Origin of the sequence: Melioribacter sp. Ez-97 (assembly GCF_051488665.1) — a bacterium.
Lineage (GTDB): Bacteria > Bacteroidota > Ignavibacteria > Ignavibacteriales > Melioribacteraceae > Melioribacter.
Map to the genome: position 1 here is coordinate 283402 of NZ_JBPSEG010000003.1, position 26821 is coordinate 310222.

General features: G+C 38.0%; 22 protein-coding genes and 1 CRISPR repeat array (1 of these 23 cut by a window edge). Of the genes, 7 read left to right on the forward strand and 15 right to left on the reverse strand.

The features are described 5' to 3' along the window. Window positions 1–640: direct repeats of the CRISPR family, unit length 30 nt; unit sequence ATTTCAATTCTACAATAGTACGATTAAAAC (it extends 1705 nt beyond the left edge of the window). Window positions 641–788: 148 nt separating this feature from the next. From cas2 to cas6, 9 genes are all read right to left on the reverse strand, one after another. After that, complete coding sequence (gene cas2, locus ACSSWA_RS05845) at window positions 789–1052, reverse strand: CRISPR-associated endonuclease Cas2 (RefSeq protein WP_437355620.1); 264 nt, start codon at window positions 1050–1052, stop codon at window positions 789–791. Between the two features lies 1 nt (window position 1053). Next, the gene (gene cas1b / locus ACSSWA_RS05850; protein WP_437355621.1) at window positions 1054–2142 is read right to left on the reverse strand and encodes a type I-B CRISPR-associated endonuclease Cas1b; all 1089 of its coding nucleotides are present in this window, start codon (window positions 2140–2142) and stop codon (window positions 1054–1056) included. 58 nt (window positions 2143–2200) lie between these two features. Next, on the reverse strand, window positions 2201–2566 hold the full coding sequence (locus ACSSWA_RS05855; RefSeq protein ID WP_437355622.1) for a four helix bundle protein: 366 nt from the start codon (window positions 2564–2566) through the stop codon (window positions 2201–2203). 109 nt (window positions 2567–2675) lie between these two features. Continuing rightward, window positions 2676–3176, reverse strand: coding sequence for a CRISPR-associated protein Cas4 (cas4, locus tag ACSSWA_RS05860; RefSeq protein WP_437355623.1), 501 nt, complete (start codon window positions 3174–3176; stop codon window positions 2676–2678). A 48-nt stretch (window positions 3177–3224) separates the two neighbouring features. After that, window positions 3225–5873: a CRISPR-associated helicase Cas3' gene (gene cas3 / locus ACSSWA_RS05865; protein WP_437355624.1), complete on the reverse strand. Its 2649-nt coding sequence runs from the start codon at window positions 5871–5873 to the stop codon at window positions 3225–3227. Next, window positions 5873–6670 carry a type I-B CRISPR-associated protein Cas5b gene (gene cas5b, locus ACSSWA_RS05870; RefSeq protein WP_437355625.1) on the reverse strand — a complete coding sequence of 266 codons (798 nt, stop codon included), beginning with the start codon at window positions 6668–6670 and terminating at the stop codon, window positions 5873–5875. Before cas5b ends, cas3 begins: the two co-directional genes overlap by 1 nt. Before the next feature lies 1 nt (window position 6671). After that, window positions 6672–7643 carry a type I CRISPR-associated protein Cas7 gene (locus tag ACSSWA_RS05875; RefSeq protein WP_437355626.1) on the reverse strand — a complete coding sequence of 324 codons (972 nt, stop codon included), beginning with the start codon at window positions 7641–7643 and terminating at the stop codon, window positions 6672–6674. Between the two features lie 18 nt (window positions 7644–7661). Then, complete coding sequence (locus tag ACSSWA_RS05880; RefSeq protein WP_437355627.1) at window positions 7662–9491, reverse strand: hypothetical protein; 1830 nt, start codon at window positions 9489–9491, stop codon at window positions 7662–7664. 63 nt (window positions 9492–9554) lie between these two features. Next, entirely contained in the window at window positions 9555–10211 is a 657-nt protein-coding gene (cas6, locus tag ACSSWA_RS05885) for a CRISPR-associated endoribonuclease Cas6 (protein WP_437355628.1), read from the reverse strand. A 300-nt stretch (window positions 10212–10511) separates the two neighbouring features. Between cas6 and ACSSWA_RS05890 the strand changes: the two genes are divergently transcribed. Next, window positions 10512–11021 carry an RNA polymerase sigma factor gene (locus ACSSWA_RS05890; RefSeq protein WP_437355629.1) on the forward strand — a complete coding sequence of 170 codons (510 nt, stop codon included), beginning with the start codon at window positions 10512–10514 and terminating at the stop codon, window positions 11019–11021. Then, window positions 11018–12214 (forward strand): anti-sigma factor family protein, encoded by a 1197-nt coding sequence (locus ACSSWA_RS05895; protein ID WP_437355630.1) that lies wholly within the window; start codon window positions 11018–11020, stop codon window positions 12212–12214. The genes ACSSWA_RS05890 and ACSSWA_RS05895 overlap by 4 nt, the downstream gene beginning before the upstream one ends. Here the strand turns inward: ACSSWA_RS05895 and ACSSWA_RS05900 are convergent. Further along, the gene (locus ACSSWA_RS05900) at window positions 12208–12693 is read right to left on the reverse strand and encodes a hypothetical protein (protein ID WP_437355631.1); all 486 of its coding nucleotides are present in this window, start codon (window positions 12691–12693) and stop codon (window positions 12208–12210) included. The two genes, ACSSWA_RS05895 and ACSSWA_RS05900, sit on opposite strands and share 7 nt — an antisense overlap. 20 nt (window positions 12694–12713) lie before the next feature. Between ACSSWA_RS05900 and ACSSWA_RS05905 the strand changes: the two genes are divergently transcribed. Next, the gene (locus ACSSWA_RS05905) at window positions 12714–13166 is read left to right on the forward strand and encodes an NYN domain-containing protein (RefSeq protein ID WP_437355632.1); all 453 of its coding nucleotides are present in this window, start codon (window positions 12714–12716) and stop codon (window positions 13164–13166) included. 53 nt (window positions 13167–13219) lie between these two features. Here the strand turns inward: ACSSWA_RS05905 and ACSSWA_RS05910 are convergent, their stop codons facing one another. The 5 genes from ACSSWA_RS05910 to ACSSWA_RS05930 all read right to left on the reverse strand — a co-directional run bounded on the left by ACSSWA_RS05910 (window position 13220) and on the right by ACSSWA_RS05930 (window position 19823). Then, a complete protein-coding gene (locus tag ACSSWA_RS05910) occupies window positions 13220–15298 on the reverse strand; it encodes a methyl-accepting chemotaxis protein (RefSeq protein WP_437355633.1) in 2079 nt (692 codons plus the stop codon). Between the two features lie 11 nt (window positions 15299–15309). Then, on the reverse strand, window positions 15310–16332 hold the full coding sequence (locus ACSSWA_RS05915) for a porin (protein ID WP_437355634.1): 1023 nt from the start codon (window positions 16330–16332) through the stop codon (window positions 15310–15312). An 11-nt stretch (window positions 16333–16343) separates the two neighbouring features. Next, window positions 16344–16823, reverse strand: coding sequence for a chemotaxis protein CheW (locus ACSSWA_RS05920; RefSeq protein ID WP_437355635.1), 480 nt, complete (start codon window positions 16821–16823; stop codon window positions 16344–16346). A gap of 148 nt (window positions 16824–16971) precedes the next feature. Beyond that, window positions 16972–17724: a LytR/AlgR family response regulator transcription factor gene (locus tag ACSSWA_RS05925; protein WP_437355636.1), complete on the reverse strand. Its 753-nt coding sequence runs from the start codon at window positions 17722–17724 to the stop codon at window positions 16972–16974. Beyond that, window positions 17724–19823, reverse strand: a complete 2100-nt coding sequence (locus tag ACSSWA_RS05930) for a PAS domain-containing sensor histidine kinase (protein ID WP_437355637.1) — start codon at window positions 19821–19823, stop codon at window positions 17724–17726. Before ACSSWA_RS05930 ends, ACSSWA_RS05925 begins: the two co-directional genes overlap by 1 nt. 1396 nt (window positions 19824–21219) lie before the next feature. On the opposite strand from ACSSWA_RS05930, the gene ACSSWA_RS05935 reads away from it, so the two are divergent. Genes ACSSWA_RS05935 through ACSSWA_RS05950 form a run of 4 tightly spaced genes read left to right on the forward strand, consistent with a single transcriptional unit; the run spans window position 21220 to window position 26817 of the window. Beyond that, entirely contained in the window at window positions 21220–22545 is a 1326-nt protein-coding gene (locus ACSSWA_RS05935; RefSeq protein ID WP_437355638.1) for an extracellular solute-binding protein, read from the forward strand. Next, the gene (locus ACSSWA_RS05940) at window positions 22546–24024 is read left to right on the forward strand and encodes a sensor histidine kinase (RefSeq protein WP_437355639.1); all 1479 of its coding nucleotides are present in this window, start codon (window positions 22546–22548) and stop codon (window positions 24022–24024) included. It abuts the gene before it with no gap. A 10-nt stretch (window positions 24025–24034) separates the two neighbouring features. Beyond that, window positions 24035–25495 (forward strand): sigma-54-dependent transcriptional regulator, encoded by a 1461-nt coding sequence (locus ACSSWA_RS05945; RefSeq protein ID WP_437355640.1) that lies wholly within the window; start codon window positions 24035–24037, stop codon window positions 25493–25495. 14 nt (window positions 25496–25509) lie between these two features. Further along, window positions 25510–26817, forward strand: a complete 1308-nt coding sequence (locus ACSSWA_RS05950) for a thymidine phosphorylase (RefSeq protein ID WP_437355641.1) — start codon at window positions 25510–25512, stop codon at window positions 26815–26817. Window positions 26818–26821: the final 4 nt, after the last annotated feature.

Consider the following 26821-nt stretch of genomic DNA (forward strand, 5'->3'; position numbering starts at 1 on the left):
GCCGTTTTATATTTTTTATTTCAATTCTACAATAGTACGATTAAAACGTAATAGCACCACTCGCCTGTCTTGTCTTTTTCTAATTTCAATTCTACAATAGTACGATTAAAACGGTTCCAGCCCGAATTCGTAACTAAATTCATCGTTATTTCAATTCTACAATAGTACGATTAAAACAGTAAGAACACCACTCGCCTGTCTTGTCTTTTTCTAATTTCAATTCTACAATAGTACGATTAAAACGAATGGTATGATAAGGAAAAAATAACTTATTACATATTTCAATTCTACAATAGTACGATTAAAACAGAGGCTCGTCGTAAAGGACGAAGAACTCAAAGTACATTTCAATTCTACAATAGTACGATTAAAACTGGCAGAAACGAATGCGAAGGTGAGGGCATTGCTATTTCAATTCTACAATAGTACGATTAAAACCAAAAGTGATAGAGAGCAAAACGATTAGTAACATTTATTTCAATTCTACAATAGTACGATTAAAACTAATCTGGTCTTTCAACTTATCGCAGGCTTCTTTGTTATTTCAATTCTACAATAGTACGATTAAAACCATCCCCTACCACTTTGTCTCCATCAGATTCTATTACATATTTCAATTCTACAATAGTACGATTAAAACCGTTAAATATCCTTATTTTCAGCCTGTTTTGCAAGGATTTTTTTCACTTTGCGTCGTCGACCTCCGATAATGCAAAAACGCCGGGAGGTCGACGACTTTTGTGTGTTCGAGCTTAATTGACCAGTCATTGGGGAGGCGTCCGACCGATTTATATAAACGAATCGATTTCATTTTTTTCCACGCCTATTATTCCTCTGTAGTGATAGTTTTGCGAATCGAACCGGTAATAAATTACGCTGTCTTTCTTGTCGTTTATTATATCTTTTATACCGTGTTTCAGGTTTTCAAATCCGCTCTCGGTAAGTTCTCCCTCGAAAACAGAATTTTGAACCCAGTTCAAATGTTGTCTTAAAAATTTCATTAACTTTACGCCTCTTTTCGGAGCCGCGTCGTAAACCACAATTACATACATTTTACCACCAGATTGTAAACGGTTTATATTCTTTTTCGCCTAAAATATGTTTAATTAACTTATAACATTCCAGTCTTATCAAATGCCTGTAACTTACGTTTCTTTTAAGCTGCCTGTGTTTTATAGTAGTTTTAAGCTTTTCGTCGAATTCCTTTAGAAATATTTTCCTTCCGTCTTCAGTCAAATAACACTTGTTGAGTTCTTTGCTGAAATGTTTTTCCTGTATTTGATTTTTATTGAGCAAAGAAAAAATAATCCTGTCGGCGAGCAACGGCTTAAATACCTCCGCTATGTCCAAAGCCAGGGAAAATCTTCTTTCTCCCGGCTCGTGAAGATAACTGATCAGGGGATTTAACTGTGTTCTGTAAATTTCGCTCAACACAACGGTATAAACCAGCGAATTACCGAATGATATAAGCGCGTTAACGGGATTGGAAGGCGGACGTTTTTCCCGCTTTGTAAAATTAATTTCGGGATTTACTATTAAATTCCATGCCATATAATAGTCCGACCTTAAATTGCCTTCGATACCCATCAGCTCCTGCACGTCGCCGCAGCCGGGTATTTTTCGAATTGCTTCCTCGGCTTTATCGATAAAATACGAAAGGTCTTTATCGCGACCGTTATAATACTGTAAATTTTTTTTGATGTTTTCCGCGGCTCCTATTATGAATCTTTTAGCAATCTCCAGACGAGCCTCTTTATCCAGATTCCTTTTAACCTGCTCAACCAAAAGCTTGCCAGACAAATAAGGTTCGCGAGGATAAAACGAAGAAGTGTAATAGCCGTAGTAATTGAACAGATGAAGTATAATTTCCTTCCGGGCGAGGAAGTTCAAGAATTTTGTGTTGAATTTTAATTCGCCGTAACAATAGATCGAATCGATATCTTCAACGGGAATCGGCTTGCGAGGTAACCGAGTAGGCTCCCTTTCTTCCGCGTCGTTTTCGGTTACCGACTCGTCTTCGACTTCGATTTCTTCAGTATCGCTTACTTCTTCCGGCTCCGAAGACTCCCCGGGTTCGAAGTAAAGCGTATTGTCTTTGCGAATCAATTTTCCCGAACTGAATATGTAGTAATTTCGTTTCATTTTTTTATTACCAAGATTATCAAATTGCAAGATTACCAAGATTACCAAGATTGCAAGATTAATTTGTTTTTGTTTTTAAGTAACTTATGAATTTTGAAATCTGTTTTATGATATTCAATGATTGTTCCAATGCCGTTTCGAATTCTTCTTTGGCAATATAATGAAGGTCGTAGGCTATATATAATAGAGATCTTACTTCGCCGGCAGAACCTTTTGCATATAAAAGAAATTTAACAAACTCTTTATTACTGTCTCTTTCGAAACCTTCCGCTATATTATTCATTATCGAAACCGACGCTCTTTGAATCTGGTCTTTTAATCCGTAGTCTCTTCTGAAGACGTCGCTATTTGTCAAATTGTATACTACATTTACGAACATTCTCGCGTCTTGCCATACTTTTAAATCTTCAAATTTTCGTATCATAATTAACGTCCCTTTGAATTTATTAACTTTTTTCAGCGAGCCAATTTGTTAATTTGCAATTTGGTAATTTGGTAATTTGCAATTTGATAATTTGCCAGCCAATCTCCCCTCATACATAGCATAATTCATAATAAGCGCATTGTTTGCAAAAAGGTTTGTTGATTACTACCGGCGGAACGTTTAGTTCTGCTATTTTTTTGACTTCTTCTCGTATTTCTTTTAGTTTTTTTCTGTCGCTTTCCGTCAGCGTTACTTCCGCCTTTTGTTTTAATTTCGGATAATTAATCTCTCCTCTTACATTATCAATGCCCATTTTTTCAAGCACGTAAATATAAAATTTTACCTGCCAGACGTGAGTTTCTTCCATTTTGTCTGATTTTTTTACTTCGTGTATAGTTTTGGTTTTCGAGTCGTAAAAATCGAGCACAATATCGTCTTCATCGTCTGTAATATGAATTTCGTGTTTTTCTCTTTCGTATGTAGATTCGGATATAAACTTGCCCATTGCCACAATATCATTGGTATGTTCCATATTAATCGAATGAGCAAAAAGCCAAAGGTGTCGATGACAATGAAAGTAATAACAGATATGAGTGCCAGTAATCTTCAATTTGGTTAATACAAATATTATTTCACAATTAGTTTTATTTATTATTGTCTATAAAAAATTGCAATCCGTTTCTAAGTCTGCTTTCAAACCATTTTCATAAGAATATACTTTCTGCCAATTATACAAATAAAAGTAACCGTGACATTCCTCTCCATAATGTCTTAATATATTAAAGAAATTGTTATTTAAGTAAGAATTAAAAACAAATTTTGACATAATTGCCGACAATATTTTAAGCTCTGCTTTGTTTTGTAAAAATCCGACATCATCACCTTTTTGTGAAATCAAATGTAAATACAATTCAAAAACGCCTTCACCATTAACTTGAGTATCTCCTTCTTTAAATATTTTATTATGTTTGAGAAATATTAGTTCATTGAAAGAAAAATATTTTTTCCCAACACATAGCGGGACAAAAATTGAAATTGTTTTGTTATCTATTAGTTTAAAACTATTCCTCACATCCCAATATTTTAATAATCTTAATGAATTTAGAAATGAGGAAATATTTTCTGCAAATACATCGTTATTATAGTTGATTATATTCTCAAATACATGAGAATAATATTTATCAAAATCTTTTTCTTTTAAAATTTCGTTAAGGATTTCTTTTTTGACTTTATTTTGTACCTTAAATCTCAAGTCTTCTTCATAAACAGATTTAGCATTACCAGAATTGAATAAATAAACAATAGAATTTAATTTAGAAGCGTTTCTATTAATTCTACCTGCAAATTGTTCTTCTGCATCTAATATTGAAGTATCCTTAAAACCTATATCCATATCCAAATTTAAACCAGCTTCTATAACCTGTGTTGCAACTATTATAATTTTATCTCTTCGCTCATCTGACTTAAGATACTCAATTACTTCAATTCGTCTCGGTTCTAAAACTGTTCCATCAATAAAAATTAAATCATACCCTTTTTCTTTAAATGGAGTAATAAATTCAAAAAAAGATTTTGCTGATTTTTTTGTTATAAACTCAATTAAAGTATGCACATGCTTTTCATTTGCATAATAATCTTCTGAATGTTTTAAGACAATATCAGCAAAACTTTCATTTGAAAATGATAATTGCGAATGGTTCAAATAATCAAAATTAAATCTTACCCGATTCGCAAAGTTAGGGTTATTGAAATAAGATTTCTTGTCCTTTACTAAATAAACAAAATAATCTTTTGTTTTATTAACAAGCAGTCGACTTATTTTAGGTAATGTTGCAGACATTAGAACAAAGGTAATATTGAGTGATTCGGAAAACTCATTAATCAAATAATTTAGCTTATCCCATTCGGAAGGTGTATAAGACTGCAATTCATCAATTATCACAACCGAATTAGCAATTCTATGTAATAAATAATTATCTTCCTTATCATTAGAAATAAGTGAATTAAAAAACTTAATATGACTCAATAAAACAAAAGGGAAGTTCACAAATAAAGCGTCTATATAATTTTGATGCAAAGAACCATATAAGTCATCACTAGCGTTATGATTAAAAGGAGCTTTTGAGTGTATTTGTATAATCTCATTTTCGCCTAGCTCCATATATGTTCGGAAGTCATTAATATTTTGAGTAATAAGGGAAGTAAACGGAAATACGTAAAATATTTTTGTTATATCACTTCTTGTTTTTAGTAATTCGGATATAACCAACAAAGATAAATTAGTTTTTCCGCTACCCGTAGGCGCCTCAATATAGAAAAGTTTTTTATTCTTATTATTTCTAAAATTCGTTATTACCTCAGATGATAATTTTTGTCTGATATGATTTAAAGACTCCTTTGAAAATTCTTGCAGATTTTCAGATTCGAGAGACGTGTAATAATCGAAATTTTCATATAATGACTTATTATAAGGAATATTCTCTATCCCTTTTATTATTTTTGATCTTACCTTTGGAGTAAGTGTTCCATAATCTTCAACTTTGCATCCAAGCATAAACTCATTTGTAGCTAGATAATCAGATGCGGTTAATAACGAAGAATTTAATTTTAAAAGTATGTAGATTGCAGAATCATCTGTGTAATCTGATTTAAAGTTTGCAAATTCATCATTTTTTTTAAGTAGTTGGGCAAGATAGTTTCTTTCTATGAAGAAATTTCCAATGAATCGATCATAATAATGATCTAATGCTTCGAGTAAAGTTTCATTAATGCTGTACTTAAAAGCATCATTTATTATCCTATGATGTTTAAAAATAGAATGTGAGAGTATAATTGAAAAAGTATATAAGTAAAATTTTTCCTTATCAGGGAAGGTACTTTTAAAAATTATCTTCGAAAAATAAGCTAAAAATAAATATGCACTTAAAATAGAATGATCGGACGAGATCCCATTATTAATTTGGGGAAAAGATAAATTTAACATCTTTTCCCTTTGAAAGTTTTCATTGATTTTACCGAAATCATGAAAATAAATTGTTCCAACAAACATTGTTTTAACAAGGTTTTGTAGTTCATGATTGAGACTTGAAAATACTTTCACAACATCCTTTTCAATTAATCTATCGATTAGACTTTCAAGATTATTTTCAGTTACAAGCCTATCAAAGTATTTCATTACTAAATTTGTATGTTCTGAAAGAGTTTCTTTGCTATCACCTTTAATGTGAGCATAATATTTTTCTCCATCTTTCAGTTGTCTTAAAATAGTAAAGTTGTCATTAGACATGATTTCAGCAAAAGTTATCATCAAAACACCTGAATAATTTGCTTGTTACAGTCTTCACATTCAATTTCATAAAGATTACTTAATTCAAAAGAGGGTTTAAACACAGCATTTGTATAAACAAATTCAGCTAATTCATAGTTTTTTGTGATTTGACTAAACCCAATAGGCAACCGTTCAAAATACATAAAAAACGGCTCTTTATTTTCATTGCCAAAGTCAATAGAAAAACTCTCTTGTAAATGTGCCTTTACAATATCTTCTTTTATAAAAATTGATGAAATAGAAAATGAAGAACTTGGATTGAACTTTATTGCTTTATGCTCTTTTGGTTTATCCCAAAAAATTTGAAAATCATTTTTCCCCAAGTACGGAATAAATTCGGCTTCAACATTTTTTAGGTATTTATAAAGTTTTATTGAGTATTCATCTTTATCTAACAATATGTAAACTCTATAACTTGGTGAAATTAATGTTTGTTCTTTTACGACCAAATTACCGCCCGTTTCTTTACTTGCATAACCCACACTGTTGTTATAAACTATTACTGTTTTTAGAAAATTACCGTTTGATGAATTAATCGGCTGAATCCCAATTTTCATATTTTTGAATTTTTCATAATATTCCGGTTCCCTTCTACCCTCAATAAATGCTTGGTAATATCCCTTAAGCCCTATAATAGCACCAAACATTCCTAACAAAGCAGGTTTATGCAAACAATTGTATGTTAGATAAATATCTTCATTAATATCATATTTCTTGAGTACCCCAAAAGAAGCTTTAAAATCAATCGATACTATTTTTGCTTCGTTGTTACTCATTTTACAACTCTTTGTTATTTAATATGTTGTAATGTTTTGTTTTATTATTTTTATTACATCCAATAATTTTTGTAGTAACCGGATTATAGTAGATTTCAACTTTCTCAACATCGTCATCAACTTCAATTAAATTTTCCTGGATTTTTTCACAATTAATCACAGACAAATCATTCTCTCTTTTAACGGTAATTAATTCTGTAAAACTTGGTAATACTTTTTTTGAACCCGCTTTAAGCTGCACCCAAATAGTTGCTTCGTTTTCAGTTCCTATTTTTCTTGAAGAGTCTAAAGCTGTTACAGAATTATTAAGCGCTTCTTTTAATTTAATAATATCATCTGTAGATAAACAAAGCTTGTGATCATCTGATTTATCTTTGTTTACCATTTCATAAAATTCATCAGTATTTTGGGGATTTATTGAAAAATGGAAAACGTAATGTCCTTCCTTTAGGTTAGTTTGGTTGCCCAGAGTAGACATTTCTTTTTCTTCGCTTCCTTCTTTACCTGGATTTCTAAATGGCGATAGGATATCTTCTGTATATATATCATTTTCTGGATATTTATTAACCCCATGATTAATTTGCAAAGGTCCATGAATTGATATATTTGCCTTTCCGGCAAAGGTAGCACCGAATAATCTTACGTCTAAACATTTAAGCAGGTTTTCAAGTACCCTCATTCTTACAATTTCACCTTTTTCTTTCTTGGGATATTCGCCAAAAAGCCTTTCGTATGTTTCGTCTAATGTCAACGGATTTAAATTTTCATTTAATCTTTTTGTATAAAATATATTTTCCTGATTATTCATTTTTTTGAAATAATCCTTTATTGCATACTTTAGCGCTTTATCCGTTGAATACACTACTCCATCCGGTAATGTCCTTGGATGATGTGTAAAATCTGCATTAAAATTTGAATTGATTGACTTAATAATTACTGCACCAAATACTCTGTTTCTAAATTCTTGTGACATTTTTATTCTCCTTTTAATTTATTTTGATGATTCAAATAAAAGTGAATTTGAAAAATAACCGGCTAAAAAAAGTGGGAGCACATCTTTGATCTTTGTTTCCGTTTGCCAGCCGAGTACTTCACTTGCAAGCTTTTGAAATTTCTTAGTCCCGAAAGGTAATTTGTGTTTGTATTGATCAATCCCCCTTGCTATTGTAAATTTAAATAGTTCTGGATCATTCTTAGTAATATATGGTTCCATAAGTGCATGTGTTTTATTTGAAGCTTCACTTTGATAAATAATGTAATAAACAAGCTGTCCAGCATAAAAAGCAAATTCTTCATCTGATTCTATGTGAACATCTGGTTCCGTCAACAATCGTTTTAATTTTTCTTGTAGCGGTTGGATTTTTGATCCCATATTCTCACCTCCAAAATTTTTATTTAATGAAAAATAAATGTTTAGCTTTTCTCTAATATTGTAGTCTGTTGTACTGTAACCACTTTTATTGTTATGATGTTTTATATCATCAATAATTGTTGACAACATCAGTTGATTAAACATTAAAGATGTAATAGCGTTAGTCTTCGACTTATAAATAAAATCATAGAAACTCTTTCTATATTTCAAAACATTTATATGGGTAGTTTTCGTCATAAATTTCGAGTTGTAATCAATTTCATCGAAATATCTGTATGATATTTTTCTTTCTTTGCTTGTTTTATCCTCTTTGGATTTTTGTATTAGGACATTGCTAAAAATCCTATGAACTATTTCAGACTCGAATTGAAATACATTTTCAATCTTTCCTTTGAAACCCTCCTTTAAGAAGTGGTTCGTTATAAAGAAATTATCAAGCTTAAATTTAAAGAGCGGGACAAAATCAACGTCGTGTATTGTCAAACCACCCTTTCTATTCCAAAATATTAAATAGTAATTTGAAAGATCCCTTTTATAATCTTCAATTAGCCTATGAATTATCTGATGAAAACTCAAAACCCCATCTTTATTATATAATTCAACAACTCTTTTATTAAACATCTCATCTTCATCAATAAAAATGGGGAGTGGGTTAGGAAGTTTTTTATTTTCTAGTAACTTTCTAAATTTGAAAGCATTTCTATGATAAGTGGTTTCAAACCTATTGATTATTTTAAAGTTAGTTGTTTGGTGTGTCAAAAATGGTTTTTTTGCTTCACCTAAAGTTGATAAAAAAGCTATAATTCCATACTTAATTTCTTTTTCGTTTTCTGTGATAGTTATATTTAACTCATCGTTGTCAACTAAGAACAATTTATTAGCTAAATATCTCTCATAAGCTTTTTTAACTGATTCTATATTTTCATCAAAGTATATTTTTATTTTTTCTTTATTTTGCAACTCCTTTAGCAAAGGAATGTCATTTAATTTTTCCTTTAAATTATTTATCAAAAAATTTTTTATTAGAATTACTCTATTAAGTTCGTCGTCAGAAAATTTTAATTTTTCGTTGTAAGTTTTTAGGTTTAGTAAATTATCGTAATAAACTGGAATTTTTAAAAATATTTGTCCATTATCTAAACTTGATTTGGTAAAAAATATTGAAAACGGATTTGCAGAAAGTATCTGCATTTTTTTCCCATCTCCACCAATATCCATAGTCTTATTATTTGATAGCCAATTAGAATAATAATCTCTAATTCCAAATTCTGAATATTTTTCTACTTCTTCTTTCTTAGTATTTTTTTTAATTAGCCAATATTTAAATTCTTGAATTTTGCCTTCATCATTAAGTCTAATCCAAATATGAAGTCCCGCTGAAGGATTTAGACCGTCTGTAAAATAATTTTCATCAATTTTCTCTACAAAATTTGATATCTCCTTTATCATTCAAATATTCCTTTTTTTATTTCCAGTTTAATATAAATCCTTTATGTATTTATTATATTTTTCTCACTCCAGCGCGCCGAAGCCGCATCCGGTCGAATGCCCGACTCCAACATTCCATGCAAAATTTACGGCTGCGGGGTCGCCTTCAATTATTACGGGACAAAAATTAGCGCGGTTTTCTATGCCGTTTATTCTTACCAGTTTCGTCTTCGCACGTTTGTAACTTCTGTCGAAACTTACCTTTACTTCGTAATCGAGATTCGCATGTTTTAATTTTGTTTTAAGAGCTTCGGTCAGATAAAAATCCGCCTCTTCGTCTTTAAAAGTAAGATGTATCGCTTTCCTATTCTCGTCGTACTTTCGAATAAATACAGGACTTGCCGCAATAAATCTTTCCCTTTCTGCAAATTTCGGCTCTTCCTGAATTTGAATCACCGAGACTTTCATTCCGCAGCATACATCGGGATCGTCCATAGCTCCGGCAATTAATCTCTTCCCTATTTCTTCGCTCCAGAAACCGATAAACCACCGTCCTCCTTCCGGAAAATTAAATCCGTTCCGCGCCATCTTGCCGCCCTTTAACCAGCTTATCGAATACAAACTTACTTCGTCGTGAATCTCGTTTCTCCCCAGCCATTTATGAAATCTTCCAACGAGATAATATTGATAATCGAACGGCACCAGTTCAGTATTCGGCGTTAAACTAAATTGAATTCTCACGTTTCGCCTCCGTTAAATATTCCCGTTTTTTTGAATATCTAACAATTGCAACCCTGCCTTCCCGCAATCTTGGCAATCTTGCAATCTTGGTAATTTGGTAATCATGCAATCTTGGTAATCTTGGCAATCTTTCTAATAAATACCCCACAATACCCTCTATCATAGGACATTCAAATTGTGCTTCAAATTAAATAATTTTTTCTTTTTTATCTATTACTTTCAATTAATTAATAATATTTTTTCTGAATCTCAGCTTAAGTATTAATAAATTAGCGGTGTAAATATGACCGGGACAATTTAATGCCTGGCAAGTCGGAAAATACAAACTACGTCAATTACCTCGTCGAGCTTTCGCAGGCGGGCAGAAAGAACGCCTTTTTCGACCTGTGCGAAATCAATCTGAAAAGCGTTTTTACTACTGTCTATCGTTTAACCGCGGATTATAACTCAGCGCGTTCCGTTACGGTTCAGGCGTTTTTGAACGCATGGGAAGAAATTAAAGAGTACGACTATAAAATTCCGTTTGCGCTCTGGATAAAACAAATCGCAATTACCACAGCCATTCCCAAAATCAATAAATCGAGCATGATAAAACTGCCGGACGAACTCCCGGACGACAATAAAAAGAAACTCGAAACGCTTATAATGAATCTCGATTACTTCCGCCGCACAATTTTCGTATTGCACGACTTGGAAGGCTACGATTACGGCAAGATTGCGGAATTCCTCTGGTACGACAACGCTGACGAAATAGTCACGGCTTTGATGGAAACGCGCGAATATTTAATCGACGCGGTGTGCAAAAGATGAACTGCAACGACATTTATATTTATCTGCATAAGTATATCGACGAAACGCTCGACGAGAAATCGCTGCGCGAACTTAAGATTCATATTGAAACATGCGCGGAATGCCGCGAAAAACACGACAAGTTCAATCGATTTTTCGAACTCCTTAAATCGCTGCCTTATTCCGTAGAACCGCCCGCCGACCTGATCGAATTGCTTTCGAAAGAACTGCTGAGAAAATCTCTCAACCAACTCAACAACGAACGCAAAACTAAAATTATCGACGACATTAAAAAGCTGCGCGAGCAATCCCGCCAGGAAAAATTATTGAAAGAAACCCGGGGCTTGACAAAAAAGAGCCGGATGAGCCGGTCGCTGAAAACCTCGCATTCGCGGCTCTCATCCGGAAAAATAATTCTAATAATTGCGGCGGGCATTTTGCTTTTCTCGGCGCTCGCTTATTATTTCTATCTGAACAGTCTTGCAAATTCGCCCTGGACAGTCGAAAGCGTCAAAGGCGTTTTCGAATTGAAGGGACTCAATTATACGGACGCATTCTGGTACGAAGGCGAACGGCTGTCATGCGCCGACTCCTCTATCGTCAGAATAATTATTCCCGGCGAAGGGAGATTCGAACTCGCCGGAAAATCTTCGATATTGCTTAAACGAGCGCAAAAGAAAAATAATATTATCTATCTCGATTACGGAACCGTTAAAACCGACGACAAACTCGGACACCTCGGATTGACGGTCGAGTTCGAAAACAACGAATTGAAAGGCGATATAGCTTCGTACGAATTTTATTTAAATAAGGGCAACGGAGAATTGACGGTAACAAACGGCGCGGTTTATATCAACGACCGGATTAAAATCAAAGACGGTTACTTTGTAAAATTCCGTAATTTTTCTCCCGGGACGCCTTTGAGGATCGGAGTCGACCGGGCTTTCGAAAACTTCGCAGAACAATTCGACGCCGGCTATATAACTCCGCAGACTATATCGGGCATAATAAAGAATGCAAAAGGGGAAGACGCCGTTTCTTTACTTTCGATACTCGAAAGGTCGCCTTTGAATTACAGGGGAGAATTATTCCAGGCGGTCGCAAACTTCTATCCTCCGCCTCCAAACGTTACATACGACGGAGTTATGCGCCTCGACAAAGAGATGCTGGCAAGCTGGGAAAGCGTAATCGAAGAATCATTAACCGCTCAATAAGTAAAAACCGGCACGCTTACCGAACGGTAGATTTTCCATTCGCCCTCGTTGTTCTTCAACAGCACTTTCATGCTTCTTTCCGAATAAATCGGGTTGCCTTCAGGCTCTACCGGATCGGGCACAACAAAACTGCTCAATATTATTACGTATCCGATGCCGTCCCTTACAAAGAGCTCTTCCAAAGAATATTTCCATCTGCCGTCGGGATATGCGGTTTTGTATTGAAATAGTTCTTTTCTGTAATTTTCCACTCCAGATATTTCTTCGGCTTCCGAAACAATTCCTTTGTAATTCTTCGAGACCGCCGTCAACGCGCTGTCGATATTTCCTCGGTTGAAATTCCCGTAAAACGAATCGATCAGTTTTACAATTTTCTTTTTTTCCGTAGTTTGAAGTATATTTTTTTCGGTTTCAGGTACTTCCTTTGTACAGGCAAGCATAATTAAAATCAATCCGGTAATCGATAATTTTTTCAACATAAAAAAGTCCCGCGTTTTTTATGAATCATTATATAATAGACGGAAATAACTTAATCGGAAAAATACTGAAAAAAAAGAAGACCGTAAACAAAGGGACGGACAGGGAAGAACTGGCGAGGATTCTAAACGTTCATTTCGCGGGGAAGAAATGCAAAGTTACGCTCCACTTCGACGGACATGAAAACATTCCCGTTTTATTTACAAAAGGAAAAATAATTTATTCGGGGAACAGAACATCCGACGAAAAGATTCGACTTGAGATCGACAATTCGAAATCGAAACGCAAGATTATATTGGTTACGTCGGACAGGCAGCTAGCGGAATACGCAAAAGTAAACAGCTGCAAAGTCGTCTCTTCGGAAGAGTTTGCAAAGCGAATTAACAGCGGACGCGGAGGCGACGAAGAAATTCAAAGAATCAAAGAGATGGAAAACGACGCCGAAGAATTTAAAAAGTTATTCGGTTTGAAATAAAAAATGCCCGCAGGGCGCGGGCATTGTAAGGGGAGTGTGCGGGATTTAAGGGATTAACCGACATTGAGGAGCTTGGTTTGAGAGACACCGGATACAGCTTCTATTTTGAAATGCGTTACCAATGATTGCAGATTTTCCGTGAGATACCTGAGATTTTCGCTTGCTTTGGCAATTTGCTGAATTCCCATTGCCGATTGACCTGTTACGTTATTAATGAATTCGATATTTTTGCCGATTTGTTCGACGGCTGTAGCCTGCTGTTGACTTGCGGCTGCAACTTGAGAAGCGATATCCACAACCTCTTCGGCGCCGTTAATAATTGCCTTAAGCGATTCGCGGGCTTTGTCTGCCGAGGATTTGCCTTTTTCAACTTCTTCGGTTCCCTGCCGCATCGATTCGACAGCTCCCGAAGTGTCTTTCTGTATTTCCTTAATCATCGAAGCTATTTCTTTAGTGGCTTTGGTAGTTCTTTCGGCAAGTTTTCGCACTTCGTCTGCTACAACCGCAAAGCCGCGTCCTTGTTCGCCGGCGCGAGCCGCTTCGATTGCCGCGTTGAGAGCCAGTAGGTTCGTCTGGTCTGCAATCTCGTCGATAACCTGAATAATTTCGCCGATTTTATCGCTGTTCAATCCGAGTTTTTGAACCGTTGCCGCTGATTTCTGAACAACCTCGGCAATCCGATTAATGCCGGCAATAGTTTCTTCTACAACCTTGCCGCCGTTGCGCGCAGTTTCGCCCGATTCTTTGGCGGCTTTTGCAGCGAATTCGGCATTCTTTGTGGTCTCCAGAATAGTATGAGTCATTTCTTCCACTGCGGCGGCTACTTCAGACGATTGAGCCGATTGCTCCTGAGCTCCCGCCGCCATTTCTTCCGTGCTTGCGGAAATCTGGTTTGCCGCGCTGGCTGCAGCTTGAACGGAAGCCACCAGTTCATTCAGTATATTATTAAACGATTCGCCGAGTTGATTGATGCTGTTCTTGATAATCCTGAAGTCGCCTTTATAATCGCTGTCGATTCTGACCGTCAAATCGCCTTCGGCAATTTTCTCGAGAGCTTCGGCTCCTTCCTGAATCGGCAGAATGATTGCGTCGAGCGTTTTATTAAAACCGTCGATTATTTCTTTATAGACTCCGTCGAGCCCGTTTACGTTGCCGCGCACGTTCAAATTGCCTTCCAGAGACGAGCTGATAAGTTTAAGCGTTTCTTCTCTAAGGCGCCTTAAAGTCGTAACTATTTTGTTTAATCCGGGAGTAAGTTCGTCTTTGGCGTCGAGGATTTCGGCTTCTTTGCTCAAGTCGCCCGTCGACACTTTATTCATAATTTCGTTAAAGCCGCGCAGTGTTTTCGAAAAATCGTTAATCGACTCGGAAAGCACTCCTACTTCGTCTTTCGATTTAACGTCGAGATTCACGTTCAAATGACCTTTTTTCAATTCGGTCATTACTCCGGTAGCCTCCGTAATCGGTTTTCCGATTGAATTAAAGAGGAGATATCCTCCAGCCAGAGCAATCAAGAACGACAGAATCAAACCGATAATCGAAATGGCGGAGGCGTTATTATAAGACGCCAGAGCGTCTTCCTTTTCGGATACTGCTAAAGATTCGATCTGTTCGGTAAGTTTATCGATAACGTCCCGCGCCTCTTCAAAGGAACGGCTTCCTTCACTGAAAGACAATTCAATCGCTTCTAGACGACCTTCGGGAGTGTCGCTTTCGCGCGCCGATACTATTCTGTCGGAATATTTAATCCATTCTTCCCGCGACGATTCGTATTTTTCGTATAAAGATTTGTCGATGCCGTCGACGTCGATCGCCTTGAATTTATTCCAGCGGTCGATAGCCTGTTGAATGTTTTCTTGATTGTCTTTTTTCAAAGCTTCAAACTGCTCGCTTCCTACATTCGAAAAAATCATAGTTCTTTGGGCTACCAGAGCCTGCTGCATATCCCTGTCGATTTGAAGCAGTAAGTCGGTTCCCTGCAGCAACTCCTCCGCGAACAGTTCAACGTGGGAATTAATTGTTTTCATGTTCAACAGCGCAATACCGTTAACTATAAGAAATATTATAATAATGGAAGAAAATGTTACCAGTAATTTCTTTTTTATCGCAAGATTCATAAACCACAGTTTCATGATTCCTCCTGTTAAAACCTTGTTTGCAATTCAATGAATAACTTGTTAGCGTTCTCTCTGCCGTCTTTATAATTATATAGTTCATAATTAATTCTGAGCTGCGCAAAATTAACTTTGGCAAACTGGAACGATAAGCCGCCCGTAATTCTTTCGACTTCATTTGATTCGATTGAGGAGCTCGGTTCGAAATACTCGTACCTTACTGCGGGCATAATGTAAGAGAAAATCGAATTATCGAGTTTTATCGAATAAACGCCGTAAACAAAGAAGGCGTTCGAAGTCATTGAAGACGAATTCAAATCCGTATTTCGCTGACCGTATTCGCCGTTAAGAGTAAAGTTATTGTATTCGAATGCGGCTCCTAGATCGAAAATATTTACATCGGCGTCGTTCAGTCTGCCTCCGTAATAATTAGCCGATAATTCGAAGCCTTCGGTTAATTCCGCTACGGCGCGGACCGAATAATTAGCCGTATTGTCGTTCTCGCTCTTGTTTTGTCCGCTGCCGTTAAAAAGTCCGGCGCTTAATTTCATCGGGATTCCGCCGTTGAATTTATATTCGCCCATTACGCCGACGTCTCTCAAGCCGGGCGTAACGCTTGTTAACAGGGGTCTGTTTACAAATTCGATTTCGGCGGCGCTTTTCAGATTGTCTGTGCCGAACGGAACTTTATATTGTCCGAGAGACAGCGTAAAATTTTTGGCGGGTTTAAGAATTGCCTGCGCGTCGAGGAGCACATCGGAGAACGATGCGTTTACCGAAGAGACGACGCTTTGACCGTCGATATCGGTATACGAGGTTTTCAATTTGCCCAGGCGGGCAAAATCGACAAACAGACGGTATCCGGCGAATTCATTGACGTTTCCCTTAACTCCGAAACGCGCCATTTTAACATTGAATTCGCCTTGATTTTCCGAAAAGTCGGCTGAGTACCAGCTGCGCACGTAACCGAAGAATTTCATCGAACTCTCGGATTTATCCTGAGCCGCAACCGCAGCGGCGATTAACAAGAAAAGAATTAATTTATTTTTCATAACTTCCCTTTCTAATTTGATAAAGAGTTTAAGTAATTAGTTTCTTCGGCAGATAAAACTTTTTCCAGGTCGAGCAGTATCAAAAGTCTGTCTTCGAGTTTACCGATAGCCCTTATAAACGACGAATCGACTCCCGCTACCATAGCCGGAGGCTGCTCGGTTATACTCTCGGGAATGCGGAGCACTTCGCTAACCTCGTCGACGAGAAATCCGATTGTCTTGCCGCTCAATTCTACCACTACTATTCTGGAATTTCTGTCGGCTTCCCTTCGCTCCATACCGAGTTTGGCGCGAAGATTAACAATCGGAATAATTCTCCCTCTCAGATTTACCACTCCGTCGATATAATACGGAGCGTTGGGCACTTTGGTAAGGTTCAGCATTCGGTTGATCTCCTGCACTTTGAGGATATCGATGCCGAATTCTTCTTTTCCTATCTTAAAGCTTACGAGTTGAAGTATGTCGTTTGAAGTTTGCGTTTCTGCAGCCATAATTTCCCCTTTTTTTTGAGTTCATGGGAAATTATCGCCGGTTTTAATCTGTTTTTGAACGATTTTCGACAAGCGATGAGCCAAGCAAATAAGCGGGTTTTTGGAAAAATAAGCGAGTTGATGTCCTATTTAATTAACGGCATTTAAATTATACGCCGATTTTATCTTTTATTTTTATAATGAATCGCTGACTGATTTCGATTTTTTTATTCAATTCCTTCATAATCACAAAATATTTGCGATAATTTACTTTTTCTACCTGCTCAATAAAATTCATATTGATAATAATCGATTTTCTTATGCGAAGGAAATGATTGGAAGGCAGGAGTTCTTCCCAAACTTTGACCAATTTATTCGTATAATATTTTCTGCCCTGAGTAAGGAATAAATTTGTGCCGCTCTTTTCGGATTCGATCAGCGCAATTTCTTTAATTTTTATCAAGACAGGAGTATCTCCAGTTTCGATAAATAGGGAATCCTCGTACGAAAATCTATTGCCGTTTTTTCCTCCGTTATTGAATTTTTTCAGCGTTTCGTATTTAGCTAATCTCAGTTCGATTGTATTGAGCAGGTCTGCAGCCTTAAACGGCTTATAGATATAATCGTCGGCGCCCAAGTTCATGCCTTTCCGTAAATCATCGTAGTCGGCTTTTGCCGTAAGGAAAATAAAAGGTATAAAAGCCGTACTCTCGTCTTCTTCGAGCCGTCTTTTAACTTCGAAGCCGTCGATTCCCGGCATTAAAATGTCGCAAATTATCAAGTCGGGTCGGTCTTTTCTTGCGATTTTAATTCCCTCCTCGCCGTTTGAGGCAATCAGCAATCTGTAATCTCCTTTATTCAGTAAATACTGGAGATTGGTACGGATTAACGAGTCGTCTTCGATTATCAAGATGGTTTTCATTAGTCGCTCCTTCGTAAGGGAAAAGTTACGGTCACGGTCGTGCCTTTGTTCAGTTTGCTTTTAATTTCAATTCTGCCTTTCAGGGCTTCAGTCCATCGCTTAACAATCGTAAGCCCCAATCCGGTTCCGTTATAATTTACCGCATTGGCGGCTCTGAAAAAAGGATTGAAAATATCTTTCAGTTCGTATTCGGGTATACCGATGCCCTCGTCTTTTACGGTTAGGCTGAATTCTTTGTCGCCGGAACTTAATGTCAACCACACCTTATTTACTGCCGGCGAGAATTTGACGGCGTTGCTTATAATATTGTATGCGACTTGCGAAAAGAGTTTCGGGTCGAGTTCGGCGGTAAATCTTTCGCCTTTCAAATCTACAATAACATCCGTGTTTTTAAGAAGTTTGAAATTCTCCGCCAGTTCGTTAATCATGTCATACACGTCGATTTCTTCGTACCTGGGTTGAACTTCCTGCATGTCGGATTTGCTCAAAGACGTTATGTCGTTCAACATCGAAATCATCGACTCAATCGAAGTAAAAATATTGTTAAAATGAGTTTCGGCTTCCGATTTTGTCAGTTTATTCCGGTAGAGTTGAAGTATCTCCGCGGAAGTTTGAATTGCGGTCAAAGGAGTTCTTATTTCGTGGGAAACCATCGAAATAAATCTCGATTTCAATTGATTCAATTCGATTGCCTTGTCGAGGGCTTTTTTGATTTCTTCTTCCACTTTCTTGCGTAAAGTAATATCCTGGGCAATTCCGGCAACCCGGTAGCTGCCGTTGATTTTGGCAATAGGAAAAGCCTTAGCGTAAATCCATTTTACATTCCCTTTGGAATCGACAAGTCTGAATTCCTTTTGAAACACCCCCTCTCTGTCGTAATCGTGATAAACAAATTCTTTAACCATTTCACGTTTTTCTTCGGGATGAATTTTATCTACGAAGTCGTTTGCGCGCTCGTAGAGAATTTCCCTCTTCGAGCCCCAAACTCTCTCATAAGCGGGATTAATATAGAGGAATTTTCTTCCTTCCTGCAGCCAGATTACGTCTTCGATATTTTCCGCCAGTTCTCTGAATTTTTTCTCGCTTTCGTAGAGTTCTTTCGATATGTCCGTCAGTTTCTGATTCAGTTTTTTCATTTCGCGATTGCTTTGAACCAACTCAATGCTTTTGAGAGAAAGCTCGTTGTACTGCGCTGTAATTTTATCGTCGGATTTTTTTCTTTGAATGGCATTCGATATAGCGTGCGCGCTGAGCGTAAGCAATTCGATATATTCTTTGTCCCAGTTTTTATTTTCGTTTTTAGAATCGTATCCCACAAAGCCGATCAACTTTTCGCTCGACAGGAGCGGCAGAAAAATAATCTTGGCGGCGTTGAAAACATTCTTCAACGGCGATTTCCAGAAAGCCGTATTAACTTCGATGTATGCGCCGTTTCTCAACGTTACGAGAATATCTTCGAATTGATCGGTTTCGAAACGCATAATTTTTTTACTGAGCGGAATGCAGTTCGGGCAAAAATATTCGGTCATCAATTCGTATGTTTTATTTTCCGATTCTAGAAAAATATATCCTCTCTCGGCTCCGATTAGCGAGGCAATCATTTCGAGCGTGCTCTTAATTCGCAATTCAATCTGCAGCGGATGAATGTTGATGAAGTCGGAAGAAATTTTAGTTATAATTCGAATATGTTCGAGTTTTTCAACCAGGCGGTTTTCCGCTTTGTTTTTGATATCTATGGCGTTGCTCAAATATTCGTTTTTTTCTTGTAATTCACGGTTGACCTTTAAAAATTTTCTCTGAAACGTACCTGCCAAACCGACCAATACGGCAATAACCAACTGCAAAAAGCCGGCAAGCACATCGGGCATCTGAACTTGACTAACATTTATCAGAACAAAGAAGTTGATATAATTCAGGAGAAAAAAGAAAACGGAGACAATAACAGAGGGGAGAACTCCATAGAACCAGGAAATTGTCAGGATTGGCAGCAGCGAAAAAAGACCCGCGGAGGTTTTGATTTTATACGCAAAAAGTACTACCGACAATTCATATAAAACCACTGAGAGTATAATTAACCGATTCTTATTCTTTTCCAACATATCCTGATTTTTTTAATTGTTGAATATATCAATGATTCGGGAAAATCGACACTTTACGGTAAAATTAAATAATTACAGGTTGAGCAAAAAATGCCGATAATCCTATTCTTATAATCGGATTTTGCAGTAAAGTATTTAAAGAATACACGAGCTTCTAATTTTTTTACGGTTTTCTCATAATGTCACCCGTCCCGGGTTCGATGCCCGTTGACAATCCCAGCCTAGAATAATGTCAACCCTCCGGGTTTAATCATTCGCTCAGAATTAATGCTAATCGGTAAGATAGATTGAACAGGATAAACGCCGGAGGCGTGAAATTATTATAACACCCCACAAAATCATCATTCCCAACCCCGAAGGGGTGAAATTTTTGTATTACAACAAACAAGCCATATAACGAAACCCCAGAGGGGTGACATGATAAACGCCGGAGGCGTGACATTATTGTAACAAACCGAAAGCTGGACGCACATTAACCCCGAAGGGGTGATATTTTTGTAATACGTCAAATCCGGATAATAATTAAGAACCCCAACGGGGTGGAATAAAAATGTCCCATGGAAATATGTCACCCGTTCCGGGTTTTTCTTCGACCGCGAATCCGAGTTATAAATATTCCAACCCTCCGGGTTTTCTGTTTCGCTCAGAATTAAGGCTAATCGGCAAGATAGGTTGAACAAGATAAACGCCGGAGGCGTGACATTATTTTAACAAACCGAAAGCCGGACGCACATTAACCCCGAAGGGGTGATATTATTGTAAAACTACAATCCAATCACAAAACGAAACCCCAGAGGGGTGACATGATAAACGCAGGAGGCGTGGCATTATTATAACAAACCCCAAAATCATCATTCCCAACCCCGAAGGGGTGACATTTTTGTAATACGTCAAATCCGGACAATAATTAAGAACCCCAACGGGGTGGCATAAAAATGTCCCAGGAAAAATATGTCACCCGTCCCGGATTCGATGCCCGTTGACAATCCCAGCCTAGAATAATTTCAACCCTCCGGGTTTTCTGTTAAACAAGGATTCATACAATATAGTAACGAAATGAGAAAGATATTTTCGAGCAACGTAATTTTATCAAACACAAACCCCGAAGGTTTTAATAATTGTAAATTTCGTATACATCAGAGAATCGAAACCCCGAAGGGGTGAAATTTTTGTATCACAACAAACAAGCCATATAACGAAACCCCAGAGGGGTGACATGATAAACGCCGGAGGCGTGACATTATTGTAACAAACCCAAAGCCGGACGCACATTAACCCCGGAGGGGTGACATTATACATTATATCAAACAAAAGCCTCTCAGAGAAAGGCAAGCCGTACGCTTGTTTACTCTTAAGTCCAAAAAACCTATTTTAAACCGATCAAACAACGGATTAAATGAAAGAAAAGAACAGATATCTTACAACATTTTATTTCTCAATTACCGCAATCACATTTTTCGCCGTGTCGGTTTTTATCTTTACAACGCTTTTCGGCGATTTGCTGGTAACGGACAACAAGGAACCGGTCAAAATTTATTTTGCCGACAATATATCTCCGAGTCATAAATCCGCTATCGAAAAATTCAATCGCCTTTACAAAGGCGAAATCGAAGTGATTCCGGTAGATCTTCCCTTCGAGAAATTTACGACTAACGAAAGGAAAGAACTCCTCATTCGTTACTTGCGAGGCAAAAGCGAACGCCTCGATATTTTTTCCGTAGACCAAATCTGGGTACCCCGGTTCGCCAAGTTTGCAACTCCGTTAGGAGAATATTTTACTTCAATCGAGCGCGAAGAAATCGTACCCGAAGCTCTTCAGTCGTGCTATTACAACGGACAGTTCATTTCCGTCCCCCTCTTTTTTGACATCGGTGTTATGTACTACCGAAAAGATAAACTGAAAAAACTTCCCGGCTATCCGGACATCAAAAAAAAGCTCGACAGTTCGATTACATGGAATGAATTCATTACGCTCGGAGAAAGAATCTCCCAAAGCGGCTCGCCTTACTACCTTTTTGCAGGCGACGCATACGAAGGGCTAATGTGCAGTTTTATGGAATTGATTGCATCCCAAAACGGATCGCTGCTGGAAAACGGCAAAATCAAAATCAACACAACGGAAAGCCGAAGGGCAATCGCGCTGCTCAGAGATCTGATCTACAAGTACAAACTAACTCCTCCAGAAGTGACAAACTTTACCGAAAACGAATCATACGCATATTATGTGCGCAACGACGGCTTTTTTCTGAGAAGCTGGCCGGGCTTCATTACATGGTACCGTAACAACGTCGACTCCCGTGGAGACACGCTTCTTTTCGGCAGGGCACCAATTCCGAGATTCGACGGCGGCAAATCGAGAAGCACAATCGGTGGCTGGTACCTGATGCTTTCCAAATATTCGGAAAAGAAAAAGGAAGCGGCTAAGTTTATTAAATTTCTTTTGAACAACGACATTCAAAAAGAGTTTTATTATTCCGGTTATCTGCCCGTTACCGAATCCGTCTATTCGGATTCGTCGTTTATCAAAAAAAATCCGGACATAGAATTTTATTATTCGCTGCTTAAAAACGCCGTGCGACGACCCTTTGTCGAAAAATATACGCGCTATTCGGACGTTATTTCGTACCACATCAACAGAGCGCTCAAAAACAAGATCAGCGTTAACGAAGCGCTTACGGAAATCGAACGTATCATCAACTCGGAAATCGAGACCGGATTTTAAATGGAAAAGAATATCCTCTTCGACAGAATAAAAAAATATCATTTCGAGTTCAAACATCTCACCGTTCTGTTCGTCGGACTGATATTGTTCCAATTCATTCTTTCTTTCATACACAAAGCGTCGATGCATAATTTCTTCGACAACACACAGGAATGGTATCAACGCAATTCCGCCGAACGACTCGCAAACATGAACACGACAACCATCGAACTGCTTTATGAAATAGTTAAACTGCGCGAAGACATGGGAGCCGAAGAAAGAAGACATATCATTCAATTCTTCGATATGATTCTTAATCAACAGATACTCCATCAAAACATTGAGGAAATTTGTCTGCTGGTCAACCGTGGCAGCGAGATTGTAGCCATCGACAACGGCAACGCCCTCTTTGCCAATCTTATCGACAATACTAACCCGACTTATAATTCGCTTTCTCACAAAAACGCGATTGAATTGTACAGACAAATCTACGACACAATTTCAAGCAGCGAGCAAATTATAAACCTGACGACAAACAACAAAACATATCACATCTTTGTGCCTTTTGTGCCGAACGGCGAATTTGCCGGCGCGCTTTACATAAAAAACACTCCCGACTTTACATTCGTACAACGCGAAATGATTACAAGTTACGAGGAGACTTCCCTCATATATTCGGCGTTGTTTCTGCTTGGACTTCTGGCTATGTATTATATTTCCACATATACCGTCAAAGAACGCGACGAAGCTCAAAAACTTTTGCTCGAAGAACACGAGCAGAATATCAAACAGCAAATTGAACATCAGAAAGAATCGATGTTTACCAAACGAATTTATCACACTCACCACAAAGCCGAAAAAATAATGGGCTTCATAAAAGAAGATTTACGGAATCTTTCGGTTGCGAACATCGACGAAATTAAAAACCGCGTACTGAAATACTCGAATTTCGTTTCGCGCGTAATTTACGATATGAAATGGTACGAACCTCCGCTTCAGACCGTACGCAATCCCACCTTCAGAACTAACATTAACGAAGTTATCCGTTTTATAGTGGAAAATATTTTCAACCGCACAGCCAGAAAAACAGGCTCTTTCAAAATTGAACTCGATCTGGATCAAAACGTTCCGCCCGTGCATATCAACGAATTCGTCGTCTGGGAAATTATAGAACCTTTAATCCAGAACAGCGTCGATCACGGCGGCGATGATTTTCTGAATATTAAAGTAAGCACCCAATTTGACGCCGGCGCAAAATCCACGACCATAACAATTGAAGACGACGGCGCCGGAATTAAACCCGAATTGCTCGAAACCGATGAAAACGGGGTTAAAAAACTTTTTCTCGAAAAAGTAAGCACTAAAAAAATATCGCACACCAATTCCGGATACGGCTGTTATATAGCCTACGAATTGTCCGTTCAGCGCTGCGGCTGGAAAATCGACGCCGAAAATTTGCCCTCAAAAGGATGCAAATTTACTATATTAGTTCCTCATTAATTTTTTTGATATGAATAAAAACAGCGTCATCAAAATATTGCTTATCGAAGACGAGGAATTCGACGTGCGTCGCGTCGAAAACACAATCGCTCCTTTCAGTCAGAGAATTATTATATCCGAAGTTGTGTCCGACGGGAAATCGGCGATCGAACTTCTCGAGAAAAAAAAGAACGAGTTCGACATTGTCATTATGGATTATCAGATTGCCGGCGGCATACGAGGCGAGTATCTGATAAAAAAAATAAAAGACTCCGACCCGTCGATTCAAATAATCGTCATTACAAAAATGACGATTAATCTGACGGATTACGAATTCGCTCAAAGCTTGATTACAGCCGGAGCTTTCTGGTATTGCACAAAATATCCTGTCGACATCGAAGAATATATTTATCAACCGACCGATTTTGTGCTTTCGATTTTTAACGCCTACGAAAAGAAAGAACTGCTCAGAGAGCGAATCAATTCAAAAGCAAAGATTAAAAGAAACGTCGAAGGAATTCTTACCAGCAAACAAATCATCGGCGTTTCCGAGCAGATAGTAAAACTGCGGGAACAGATTAAAAAAATTGCAGACAGCAACGCTCCGGTTCTGATTACCGGCGAATCCGGCACCGGCAAGGAACTCGTTGCATATAACATTCATTACAACAGCCTCCGGAAATATGAAAATTTCGTACCGATCAATTGCGGCGGAATTCCTGAACAATTAATCGAAAGCGAATTGTTCGGGTACGAAAAAGGCGCATTTACAGGAGCGGACAAAGCAAAGCCGGGATTGTTCGAAGTAGGCGACAAGGGCACGATTTTTCTGGACGAAATTCCCGAACTGCCGATTACGTCGCAGGTTAAACTGCTGCGCGTTTTGCAGGACGGCGAAGTAGAAAAACTCGGCAGACTCGACAAAATAAAAGTGGACGTAAGAATTCTTTCTGCCACAAATAAGAATTTAGACGAAGAAGTAAAAGCGGGACGCTTCAGGGAAGATCTGTTTTATCGTTTGAACGTGCTTCCGGTTTATATTCCCCCTCTCAGGGAACGGAAGGAAGATATAATTTATTTGACCGACTACTTTCTGAATCATTATGCGTTGGAAATCGGAAAGACGATGCCCGCTTTAACCGAAGAAGCAATGTCGATGCTCGTCGATTACGACTGGCCGGGCAACGTCAGAGAATTGAAGAATCTCGTTCAGCGGCTTCTCTTTTACGGAGAAAGCGTAATTACGCCGGAACAGATAGCAAACGCAATCGGCAAATCGACATCCGCGCCGGGCGGCTTTCCCAGAAACGACGGCATATCATTTAAATCGGAAAACGGATATCTCACCCTAAAAGAGATGGAGAAACAACTGAGATTAAAATATTTTCAGTATATCCGGAGTAAAACCAATTCGGACGCCGAAGCCGCAAAGATTCTCGGTCTTGCTCCTCCTAATTACTACAGAATGTGCAAAGAACTCGGGCTCAAATAATAAAAGAACGGAAAATGAATACAATAGAAATAATCAAAAAAAAGAGAGACGGCGGAAACCTTACGCGTCGCGAAATCGAATTCATGGTTTCGAATTTTACTTCGGGCTTAATTCCTGATTATCAATTTTCGGCTTTTTTAATGGCTGCTTTTATCCGGGGACTCGATAAATCCGAAACTTCTTATCTGACAGAATCGATGCTCAACAGCGGAATAATTATCGACCTTTCTGCGATTGAAGGAGCAAAGATAGACAAACATTCGACTGGCGGCGTAGGCGATAAAACTTCGTTGATACTTACTCCTGTCGTTGCTGCAGCCGGCGTAAAAGTTCCGATGATTAGCGGCAGAGGACTCGGACATACAGGCGGCACTCTCGACAAACTCGAATCGATACCGGGGTTTCACACCGGACTGAATTTATCGAAATACAAATCCATTCTGAAAAAGTGCGGGGCGGTAATGATCGGTCAAACAAAAGAGATTGCCCCTGCAGACAAATTAATTTACGCGTTGCGTGACGTAACCGCCACGGTCGAATCGATCCCGTTTATAACCGCCAGCATAATGAGTAAAAAACTCGCAGAAGGCATTGAAGGACTCGTGCTCGACGTTAAGACCGGAAGCGGCGCATTTATGAAAAAGCAATCCGACGCTGTTGAACTTGCACTCTCGCTCGGAAACACAGCCAAAGCATTCGACAAAAAAGTTATTGCTTTTATTACGGATATGAACCAGCCGCTCGGAAATTATATCGGCAATTGGCTCGAAGTATACGAATCGATTCTTGTTCTTAATAACAAAGTAAAAAACGATTTATACGAACTGAGCGTAACGCTCGCGGGCGCAATGATTTATTTGGGCGGCAAATCGAAAAACATCCGGGAAGGCAAAAAAATTGCCGAAGAATTGATTTCGAACGGAAAAGCTTTTGAAAAATTTATTGAGATTACGAAACTCCAGGGCGGCGACGTTTCGTTCCTATTGAAACCTGAAAAATATCCCGCGTCGAAATACAGGAAAGAAATACGCTCCGGGAAATCGGGATACATAAAAACAATCGACGCTTACAAAATCGGAATGACATCCGTTATGCTTGGAGCGGGCAGGTTGAAAAAAGAAGACAAAATCGATCCGAAAGCAGGTATAATTTTTTATCCTAAAATAGGGATGAAAATTAAAAAAGGAGATCTGATTGCCGAAATCTTTACGGACAATAAAGACGTTATCGACACTGCGTCCGATTCGATTAAGAATTCAGTAGGAATCAGCCGTGAAAAAACAAATCCGCCCAAACTGATAAAGAAAAAAATCGAATTCTGATTTA